This is a genomic window from Streptomyces sp. adm13(2018), assembly GCF_008042145.1.
Taxonomy (GTDB): Bacteria; Actinomycetota; Actinomycetes; order Streptomycetales; family Streptomycetaceae; genus Streptomyces.
On record NZ_RDBH01000139.1, the window covers coordinates 13,624 to 22,939 of the forward strand.

Genomic DNA, 9,316 nt, shown 5'->3' on the forward strand with positions numbered 1-9,316 from the left:
GAGTACGGGGCGRCCGCCGACCTCCTGTCACCGCTCCCGCCGTTCCCACCGGCCCCCGAGGCCGGCGGACGCCCCGTACTCCCCACACGGCGCGCCCAGGAGCACCTCGTCCCCCAGCTGCGCGACGAGCCCGCGGCCCGCGGGACCGAGGAGCACGCCCTGCACGACCCCGGCCTGATGGCCGCCTTCCAGCGCGGCGTCGGCCTCGCCGAATCCCGATCCGCCCCCCACGAGCCGCAGCGTCCGGGCGACGCGCACAAGGAGTAGACACCATGGCGAGCAATGCGCCCACTGGCCATTCCTCCGACCTCGACTGGCTGCTGGGCGGACTGGTCCAGCGCGTCCCCCACACCCGCAACGCCGTGCTGCTCTCCGCCGACGGCCTCGTCAAGTCCGTCCACGGCCTCGACCCCGACGCCGCCGACCACATGGCGGCCCTCGCCTCCGGCCTGTACTCCCTCGGCCGCAGCGCCGGCGCCCGGTTCGGCGACGGCGGCGAGGTCCGCCAGGTCGTCGTGGAGCTCGACTCCACCCTGCTGTTCGTGTCCACGGCAGGCTCGGGCACCTGCCTCGCGGTCCTGGCCGGCCGCGAGGCGGACGCCGCCGTCCTCGGCTACGAGATGGCGATGCTCGTCAAGAGCGTCCGGCCCTACCTGGTCACCCCCGCCCGGCAGCCGGCCGACGCCGCGGGCGGCACCGGCCGGTGAACACGACCTCCGCCGCGGAAGGTCCCTGGCTCGACGACGCGGCCGGCCGGCTCGTCCGCCCGTACACCGTCAGCGGCGGCCGGACCGAGCCGACCGCCGCACTGGACCTGCTGTCCATGGTGATGGCGACCGGCGCGTCCCCCCAGGCCCACCTCGGCCCGGAGCACGGTCTGGCCCTCGGGCTCTGCTCCGGACCCACCTCGGTTGCGGAGGTCGCCGCCCATCTGCGGCTGCCCGCAGGCGTCACCAAGGTGCTGCTCGCCGACCTCGTGGACTGCGGGGCGCTCACGGCCCGCGCCCCCCGTTTCCACACCCACCCGACCGACCGTTCCCTGCTGGAGGCAGTGCTCCATGGCCTACGACAGCGGCTCTGACCGCCCTCTCGCGAACGACTCCTTCCCCACCGCGCTCAAGATCCTGGTGGCAGGCGGCTTCGGCGTGGGGAAGACCACGTTCGTGGGCGCGGTCAGCGAGATCGCACCGCTCAGCACCGAGGAACTCCTGACCTCGGTCAGCGTCGGCACCGACAGCCTGGAAGGCGTCGAGTCCAAGACCACGACCACCGTGGCCATGGACTTCGGCCGCATCACGCTCGACGACCGCCACGTCCTGTACCTCTTCGGCAGCCCCGGTCAGGAACGCTTCTGGTTCATGTGGGACCAGCTCTCCGAGGGCGCGCTCGGGGCGGTCGTCCTGGCCGACACCCGCCGGCTCCAGGAGTGCTTCTCGGCCGTGGACTTCTTCGAACGGCGGGGCATCCGGTTCGTCGTCGCCGTCAACGAGTTCGACGGCTCCTTCCGCTACGAGGCGGACGAGGTACGGACCGCCCTCGACCTCACACCCGACGTACCGGTCGTCCTCTGCGACGCCCGCGTGTCCAGCTCCGGCATCCAGACCCTGCTCACCCTCGTCCAGTACCTCCTCACCGCCGTCCCGGCCGTCGCGCCCCGCCACGGAGGCACGCCATGACGTACGACCCCGTCGGCCACCTCCTGCTGACGCCCGTCGACAAGGACGCGCCGGACCGCGCGCGGCGGCTGCGCGCACTCGGCCTCGGACAGCGGCACGAACCGGCCTTCGACGCCTTCGCCCAGCGCCTCGCGGAGACGACCGGAGCCCCGGTGTCGATGGTCAACTTCATCGACGAGGAACGGCAGTTCTTCGCCGGACTGCACACCCCCTCGGCCGCGCCCGGCCCCGTCGCCCCGGGCGTCGGCGCCGTCGCCCGCTCCCTGGCCCGCGACCACGGCTACTGCCCGCACGTCGTGGTGCGCCGCAGGGCCCTCGTCCTGGAGGACGTCTACGACTACCCGCGCTTCGCCGGCAACCCGGTCGTGGACGAGATCGGCATCCGCTCCTCCCTGGGGGCGCCGCTCGTCGACCGCACCGGCGTCGCGCTCGGCACCGTCTGCGTGGTCGACACCGACGTCCGGCCGTGGGGGAGGGCCGGGCTGGAGACGATCAAGGCGATGGCGGCCGAGCTGATGGAGGAGATCGGTCGCCGCGAGGACGCCCGGCGCTGAGAGCGACCGCCACCGCTCACACGCCCGCCCCGGGGCGCCGGGGAAAGGGATTCGTGACCACCAGGGAAAGTGCGGTATTGTTCTCATGCGCGTCCAGCCGGGGGAAACCCCAGGTCAGACGGGCACCGGGACGTGGCGCAGCTTGGTAGCGCACTTGACTGGGGGTCAAGGGGTCGCAGGTTCAAATCCTGTCGTCCCGACTTTTCGAAGTCGTAGACCGAAGGGCCGTTTCAGAGCGATCTGAAACGGCCCTTCGGTCGTTCCCGGGCATATGTGCCTCCTCCCGGGCCGGATCGCTCATGGCGGTGCCGTCGGTCTCCCCCGCGCGGTGGWGGCGGATCGTCTCGAAGCGTGACGTGCCGGGCGGGTGCGAGAGGTTCTCCTCATGACGACAACGGTCCCCGCCCCACCCGATTCCGGCGCGCTGCCCGTCCCGCCGCCCCCGCGCTGGGCCGTGCGGACTGCTGGCCTCCGGGAGCCCGGACCCCGGCTTCTCGGGCGGCGAAGCCCTTCTTCTCGCCGCGTACGCGGCACTCCTGCTCTGGGGCCCGCTCCTGGCGGCGGTGACCTGGTCGTACCACCGGCGACACAAGGGGCGACAGCAAACAATGAGGACACCCGCCGCGGGCGGTGTTCCCGGCGGGTCTCCGGTGCACCGACGGATGTGGGGCCCGTTCCCGCCCGGGTGGATTCCGCCGATCATGCTGCGCACGATTCCCGGCCCGGTGCGCGCCGGACCACCCCCTGCCGGCGACCGAGCATCGGCCCCGGCCTCGGTGGACCTCTCTGCTACCGTCGGCTCGGCGTGGGAACACGCGAACACGATCGCGGAACCAGGGGGTTGATGAATATGGCCGTCGGCGGCCCCACTCGTCATGCCCTCCTCCGGATCGCGTCCTGACACGATGTGCCGCGACGACGCGGTCCGGATCGTTCCCATGATCTGGAGTCACACGTGCATTCGTCCCATTCCGGGGACCTCACCCAGCTGTTCACCGAGCGGCTCGTCCTGCGCACCTGGACCGCCGCCGAAGCCCTCGCCGTCGTCGACGCCGACGGCCACCCCCGGCCGGCCGACTGGGCCGCCGACTTTCCCGCCGAAGGCGACGGCGTCATCGCGGGCCTCCTCGGCGACCATCCGGCCTGGCTCGGCGCCTACGGGCACCGGCTGATCGTCGAGCGGGCCGGCGGCTCCGTCGTGGGCTCGATCGGCCTGTTCTGGCCACCCGCCGAGGGTGTCGTCGAGATCGGCTACGGAGTCGTCGCCTCGCGCCGAGGCGAGGGCTATGCCACCGAAGCCACCCGCGCGCTCGCCGCCTTCGCCCTGGCCGCGCCCGACGTCCACACCGTGGCGGCGACCGTGGAACTGGCGAACCCGGCATCCGTACGCGTCCTGGAGAAGGCCGGATTCCGGCGACTCGACAGGACACCGGCGGAGGACACCGACGGCGTGGTGGCCTTCGGGTTCACCCGTCACGACGTGAACAGGTGAGCACCCGGTGGGCCGTCGACGTCGCCGACGGCCCACCGGCGCCCCCTGACGGAAGATGACGGAGCCCGCGCGGAGGAGCGCCGAGCACCGGTGCCGGACGTCGGGCTACTGAATCCCCTCCCGGACGGTCGCGGCCGCCGCGCGGCGGATCGCGGCCAGGGTGCGGGTCACGTCCTCGTCCGTGGTCGACCAGTTGCTCACCGAGATCCGCATGACGCGTCTGCCCCGCCAGGTGGAGCCGCTGATCCACGCCGTGCCGTCGTCGAGCAGTCGGGCGAGGATCCGGTCGGTTCGTGCGTCGCTTCCGAACGAGGCGCAGACCTGGGTGAACGCGACCTCGTTGAGCACGGTCGCGCCCTCGATGTCGGCGAGGCCGGCGGCGAACGCCGAGGCGTGCCGGCACAGCCGCTCGACGAGCTCGGACACACCGGAACGGCCGAGCGACCTGAGGGCCGCCCACACGGTGAACGCCCTTCCACGACGCGAGAGTTCGGGCACCTTGTCGATGGGATCGCCGTGCTCGTGCTGGATGAGGTAGTCCCCGCGCTGACCCATCGCCGCCCGCACCGCGGACGCGTCGCGCACGATCGCGAGTCCGCAGTCGTACGGGACGTTCAACGTCTTGTGGGCGTCCGTCGCCCAGGAGTCCGCCTCCGCGCAGCCCGCCGTCAGGATGGCCCGACGCGGTGCGGCGGCCGCCCACAGGCCGAAGGCGCCGTCGACGTGGACCCACGCGTCCGCCTCGCGCGCCGCACGGACGCACGGGACGAAGGGGTCGAAGGCACCGGAGTGGATGTCCCCGGCCTGGAGGACCACGATGGTGGGACTCCGGTCGCCCGCCGCCAGAACCGTCCGCAGGGCCTCCGGATCCATGCGCCCCTGGTCGTCCGCCGCCACCGGCTCGGGCCGCCCCAGCCCGAGATACCGCAGGGCCAGGTCGACCGCCATGTGCCGGGACTCACCGGCGACGACCCGCACCCGCGGGCCGCCCACGAGGCCGTCGAGGGCGACGTTCCGGCCGGCGGCCCGCAGGACGGTGTCCCGCGCGGCGGCGAGACAGGTGAAGTTCGCCATCGTCGCGCCCGTGGTGAAGCCGACGGAGCTCTCCGCGGGAAGGCCCAGCAGATCGAGCAGCCAATCCCCGGCGATCTCCTCCGCAGCCGTGTACGCGGGGGACACCGTACGCATCACGGCGTTCTGGTCCCAGGCGCTCACCAGCCAGTCGACGGCGAGCGCGGCCGGTTCGGTGCCGCCGACCACGAAGCCGAAGAAGCGGCCGGCGGGGAAGGCGGTGAGGCCCGGCTCGCAGGCCGTGGCCAGCAGGTCGACGACCTCGGCGGGCTCGCCCGGACCGGCGGGAAGCTCGGTGCCGAGCGCGCCCACGATCTCGTCGACCGACGCCCGGGCGGGAATCCGGCGGTCCGGCAGGCTCGCCAGCCACCGGACAGCATGCGCGTACGCCTGTCGGAGCGCCGCCTCGCGCGCGTCCATACCTCGGACTATGCGACCGTCACCGCCGCCCCGCAAGCCGACCGCCCGCGGACCCGCGAGGGGCCGGGCGCCCTCCGGCCGAGGCGTCCCCGGGCGGGCGGCGGAAGCCGTCGCCGCACGAGCCTGGTCCACCGGTGGGATCAGCCGTCCAGCCCGTCGACGTCGTCGCGTCCACCGGGTTCCCAGACGTGAAGGACGTCGCACGCGTCCGACGGCGTCGACCAGACGCCGCCTCCCAGGGCCGTCGGTATGCCGTTGACCTGCGAGGGGTACGTGATCGGGACGACGGCGCGCGCACCCGACGCGGCGACCAGCCAGTGCCGGCCCCGCCCCCACTCCTCGTCGCACTCGGTGGTCGAGGCGACCAGCGTCGTCTCGTCGAGGAAGCCGCCGGCCCAGTCCCAGCAGCGCTCCACCTCGCCCTCGTCCTCGTCGCCCTCGGCCTGAGCGTCCGGGTGCCGGGGGATCACCGTCCCGGCGTCCCAGTCCAGCGCGTCCACGACCGCGCCGCCGGAGTTCCGCACGGCGAGGGAGTCCTGGTCGTGGGAGACGGTCATGAGCCGGTCGCCGGAGGGACTGAGGCCCAGCAGGCACTGATCCTCCTCCAGGCGGTCCACCGTCAGCTCCGTCCCGTCCCAGCGGCCCCAGCGCAGCGGCGCGCCGTCCTGCCCCTCGCCGATGCTCAGCCCCATCTGACCGGGATCGGTCGGGTGGGGGAGATGGAAGCTGCCGGCCGCGACCGCCTCCGCGTCCGCCCGACCGAGCACCCGGCCGCTCCCGGCGTCGACGACCAGCCATTCGTCGGCCGTCTCGGGACTCGACTCGCCCTCGGGCAGCGGACCGCGTACGTGCGCCCAGACGAGCCGGCCGTCCGCGGAGAACCCGACCGAACCGCTCTCGGGGTACCGGTGGTCCGGCCGCTCCGCGTACGTCTCGTACGAGGTGTGCAACTCCCGGCAGGCGCCGTACCAGCAGCCGTGGCGGACCTCCCAGCGGGTCGCCCCCGACGGTTCCACCGCGCGCACCGAGTGCACTCCGGCGAAGACGGCCAGGCTCGCGTCCGGCGCCACCTCCCAGGTCCCGCGACGGCGGGGCCACGGCGCGGGGAAGCGGACGCCCGCCCCGCGCGGGGCGAAGTCCTCGTCCAGCGGCTGGGCCACGACCTCGCCGTCACTGCGCTGGACGAGCATCCGCCGCCCCGGCGGACCCGTGATCTCCGGGGGCCCGGCCTGCGACACGGGCAGAGGGGCGGGGACGGTGGCACGGAGCCGAGCGTGGACGGACACGGCGAATCTCCCGGGAAGCAGTCGGACTCGGGGAAGAGTACGACGTGCCTCCGACAGCGGCGGAGGAGTGCCGCGCGGTCGCTGGCGGGCACGGGCGGCCCGCCCACACACACGCCGACGCCCCGCGCCGATCGTGGCGCGGGGCGTCGTGCGAGGGCGGCCCGTCGGGCCGGGGGAACGGGCGTCAGCGGTGGCCGCGCAGCTTGCGGAGGAGGCGCTGGGCCTGGCTGCGCCTGCGGGGGTCGGCCGCGGCGCGGCGGACGGACGCCGCCGCGTTGCGGCCCTGGGGGCTGTGGGCGAAACGCTTGATACGGGCCAGCAGTGCGGTCATGGGGGACTCCTCGGATCGTCACGGTGCGGCGTCCCAGCGGGCGCCGCCTGTCGGAAGAACGCCAGGTAGCAGTCGAAGAGCTTCATGCGGTGCGGCTGCTCGCACCCTGCCCCGTCCCCTGCCGGGGCCGGGCGCTTCTCGGGGGCGAGAGCCGCGGTCTTCGCGTCCTGTCACTCCGTGTTGCCCGTCGTGAGCGTTCCACACCTCCGTACGACCCCTGTTCGGGGTTCTGTTCGCCACGGGGCCCTGGAAGCTGAGGTTCTGGCGATACGTCAGGAGGCGCGGGCGAGGCGACCGCGGCCACGGGGAGCGGAATGATCCACCCGGACGCGGGTACCCGGACGCTTATCAACCCGCGTGGGAGGAAGCAGTCATGGGCATGGGAATATTCATCATCATGATCGGCGTCGGCGCCGTTCTCACCTTCGCGACCGACTGGGAGCTGGAGGCGGTGAACCTCGATCTGGTCGGTCTGATCCTGATGGCGGTCGGCTTCCTCGGGACCGCCGTCTACGTCAGCGTCCTTCGCCGCCGCCGGATGGTCGTCCCGCCCGTCGCGCCGACGGTCGTCGACGACGGCCGTCGCGACCTGCTCTGAGGCGGCGAAGGCACCGGGTGTGGGTGAGCGGCGTGCGGAGGCGCTCACCCGGAAGTCCCCGGACCGAAGCCCCCGAAGCCGGGGCGAAGTACTTCCGCACGGGCCCCTCGATGCGGAACCGCCCGCATGGGAGGGGCTACTTGAGCTCGATCTCGACGAAGGAGAGCGGCTCGGTGCCGGCGTTGACGACCTCGTGTTCGCCGCCGGCGGGCCTGGCGTAGGACTCGCCGGCCCTGAGCTCCGAGACGGTGCTGCTCCCGTCCGGGGTGATCACCCGCGTCTGCCCGTCGGTGACCGGGACGACGACGTAGTCATAGGCGTGCACGTGCGTGCCGGTCGACTGGCCGGGTTCGAAGTCCCAGCGGGTGACGCGGACCCGGTCGTCCTCGTGCTGCGTGGTCGCGCGGGCGGTGGTGCTCATGGTGGCTCTTCTCGTCGTGGTCGGTCGTTCCGGCGCGTGACCGGGCCGCCACGCCCCCGACCAGCAGGTTAACCGCAGGTCCCGGCCGGGGTACGGGAGGGGGTACGGGAGGGTCCGTCCGGGAGCGCGGCGCGGCGCCCCGTACCGCGGGCACGGGGCGGGCGGACCGAGCCGTTCGCGCGGACCGAGTGCGGGAGCGGCCGGCCGTACGGCGGCGTCCCGCGCAGAGGGGGGCCGCAGGTCGGGGGAGGCGGTGTGGGCCGGGGTGCCGTCGGCCGGCACCGGCCARCAGGACTCACCGGGCTCCCCTGCGCACGCCGGCGCGGACGGGCGTGACGCTCCACCACGCCATCGCCACGCCCACCCCGAACACCATCATCAGCACGACCGTCACCAGGGATTCCTTCCGAGTCCAGCGGGCGGCCCCGCGGGGGAGCCGTTCACGAGTAGACGACCGTGACCTGCTCGAAGCCGAGGCCGCGCAGGAGCTTCTCCAGCATCTCGGTCGTGTTCTTCTCCGCCCGGGCCGTCAGCCCGGACTCGCGGGCGGCGTCGCCGATCCGCTGCGTGGCGAGGACGTTGACCGCCTGCTCGCTCGACGGGTTGTCGGAGAACAGGTCGCCGAGACGGTCGAGCAGTCCGCGCTGCTTGGAGACGGCGTACGAACGCTTCGGGTCGAGCGCCGGGGCGCCCAGCCGGGCGTGCGGCAGGCGCAGGGTGGCCTGGTTCCGGTCCGTGTCGACCGTCACGGCCTCGTCACCGAGGCCGCCCAGTTCGACGTAGGCACCGACGCTGCCGTTGGCCACGTAGAGGGTCCGGGTGCCGCGGATCGCGTCCGGCAGGAACCGCGCGTCGCGCTCCAGGTCGACCACCACCTGGTAGGTGCCCGCGGCGCCCTCGTACCGGCTGAGGTCCTGGACGGACTTCAGGACGGCCGGCCCGGTCCGGTCCTGCACCCGGGTCCCGAAGACGTCCAGGCCGGGGAGCCGGAAGAACTGGCCGATCAGCATGAGGGCGACGGCGATCACGATCAGGGCGACGATGACGACCCGCCATCTTCCCCGGGTGCGCTTCTCGGGCCGGTCCGTCCGGTCGTCGGTGGGCGAAGGTCTGATCTCGGTGTCGTGTCCCATGCTCGCCTCGTGCCCGCGTCGAGGCCTCCCATTCCCAACTCTCGGCATGGCGGGACGGGTTGGGGCGCCTGGGAAGCGTGTGCCGAAACGCGTGCCCGACGGCTGCCGAAACGCGTGCCCGACGGTGCCCGCCGGGGCATACAGCCGGGGGGTCGCGGGTACGCGGGCTCCGTCCGAAGGCGGTCGTACGGAAGAGGGGCAGGCACATGATCGGGTGGACCGAGGTACGCAGACGAGTCGGTGGGGCGGGAGGCGGTGGGAAGGGTGCCGCGGTGAAGCCGGTCGCGGCCGGTCCCGGCGGGGCGGGAAGGGACGTCGCCGCCCCGGTCCGCAC

The 9,316-nt window shown here is 73.4% G+C and carries 11 protein-coding genes, 1 tRNA gene and 1 pseudogene; 8 read left to right on the plus strand and 5 right to left on the minus strand.

The genetic code is table 11. From position 1 onward, the window contains the following. The 7 genes and pseudogenes from EAO70_RS27245 to EAO70_RS27275 all read left to right on the plus strand — a co-directional run. A pseudogene (locus EAO70_RS27245) lies at nucleotides 1–267 on the plus strand (ATP-binding protein); the annotation flags it as partial. 5 nt (nucleotides 268–272) lie between these two features. Further along, nucleotides 273–707 carry a roadblock/LC7 domain-containing protein gene (locus EAO70_RS27250; RefSeq protein ID WP_148005551.1) on the plus strand — a complete coding sequence of 145 codons (435 nt, stop codon included), beginning with the start codon at nucleotides 273–275 and terminating at the stop codon, nucleotides 705–707. After that, on the plus strand, nucleotides 704–1,081 hold the full coding sequence (locus EAO70_RS27255) for a DUF742 domain-containing protein (RefSeq protein WP_148005552.1): 378 nt from the start codon (nucleotides 704–706) through the stop codon (nucleotides 1,079–1,081). Before EAO70_RS27250 ends, EAO70_RS27255 begins: the two co-directional genes overlap by 4 nt. Further along, nucleotides 1,059–1,676 (plus strand): GTP-binding protein, encoded by a 618-nt coding sequence (locus EAO70_RS27260; RefSeq protein WP_148005553.1) that lies wholly within the window; start codon nucleotides 1,059–1,061, stop codon nucleotides 1,674–1,676. The genes EAO70_RS27255 and EAO70_RS27260 overlap by 23 nt, the downstream gene beginning before the upstream one ends. Further along, nucleotides 1,673–2,230 (plus strand): GAF domain-containing protein, encoded by a 558-nt coding sequence (locus tag EAO70_RS27265; protein ID WP_148005554.1) that lies wholly within the window; start codon nucleotides 1,673–1,675, stop codon nucleotides 2,228–2,230. The genes EAO70_RS27260 and EAO70_RS27265 overlap by 4 nt, the downstream gene beginning before the upstream one ends. A 126-nt stretch (nucleotides 2,231–2,356) precedes the next feature. Beyond that, nucleotides 2,357–2,430 (plus strand) — tRNA-Pro (locus EAO70_RS27270). A gap of 755 nt (nucleotides 2,431–3,185) precedes the next feature. Beyond that, on the plus strand, nucleotides 3,186–3,722 hold the full coding sequence (locus EAO70_RS27275) for a GNAT family N-acetyltransferase (RefSeq protein WP_148005555.1): 537 nt from the start codon (nucleotides 3,186–3,188) through the stop codon (nucleotides 3,720–3,722). A 105-nt stretch (nucleotides 3,723–3,827) separates the two neighbouring features. Here EAO70_RS27275 and EAO70_RS27280 read toward each other — a convergent pair whose 3' ends face one another. The 3 genes from EAO70_RS27280 to EAO70_RS38170 form a co-directional block, all read right to left on the minus strand. Further along, nucleotides 3,828–5,213 carry a pyridoxal phosphate-dependent decarboxylase family protein gene (locus EAO70_RS27280; RefSeq protein WP_148005556.1) on the minus strand — a complete coding sequence of 462 codons (1,386 nt, stop codon included), beginning with the start codon at nucleotides 5,211–5,213 and terminating at the stop codon, nucleotides 3,828–3,830. 140 nt (nucleotides 5,214–5,353) lie between these two features. Beyond that, nucleotides 5,354–6,499: a hypothetical protein gene (locus EAO70_RS27285; RefSeq protein WP_148005557.1), complete on the minus strand. Its 1,146-nt coding sequence runs from the start codon at nucleotides 6,497–6,499 to the stop codon at nucleotides 5,354–5,356. 184 nt (nucleotides 6,500–6,683) lie between these two features. Continuing rightward, nucleotides 6,684–6,830, minus strand: coding sequence for a hypothetical protein (locus EAO70_RS38170; protein WP_187284063.1), 147 nt, complete (start codon nucleotides 6,828–6,830; stop codon nucleotides 6,684–6,686). A gap of 373 nt (nucleotides 6,831–7,203) precedes the next feature. Between EAO70_RS38170 and EAO70_RS27290 the strand changes: the two genes are divergently transcribed. Next, complete coding sequence (locus tag EAO70_RS27290) at nucleotides 7,204–7,428, plus strand: DUF6458 family protein (protein ID WP_148005558.1); 225 nt, start codon at nucleotides 7,204–7,206, stop codon at nucleotides 7,426–7,428. Between the two features lie 136 nt (nucleotides 7,429–7,564). On the opposite strand, the gene EAO70_RS27295 is transcribed toward EAO70_RS27290, so the two are convergent. Further along, on the minus strand, nucleotides 7,565–7,849 hold the full coding sequence (locus tag EAO70_RS27295) for a cupin domain-containing protein (protein WP_148005559.1): 285 nt from the start codon (nucleotides 7,847–7,849) through the stop codon (nucleotides 7,565–7,567). Nucleotides 7,850–8,289: 440 nt separating this feature from the next. After that, the gene (locus EAO70_RS27300; RefSeq protein WP_148005560.1) at nucleotides 8,290–8,982 is read right to left on the minus strand and encodes a DUF4230 domain-containing protein; all 693 of its coding nucleotides are present in this window, start codon (nucleotides 8,980–8,982) and stop codon (nucleotides 8,290–8,292) included. Between the last annotated feature and the right edge of the window lie 334 nt (nucleotides 8,983–9,316).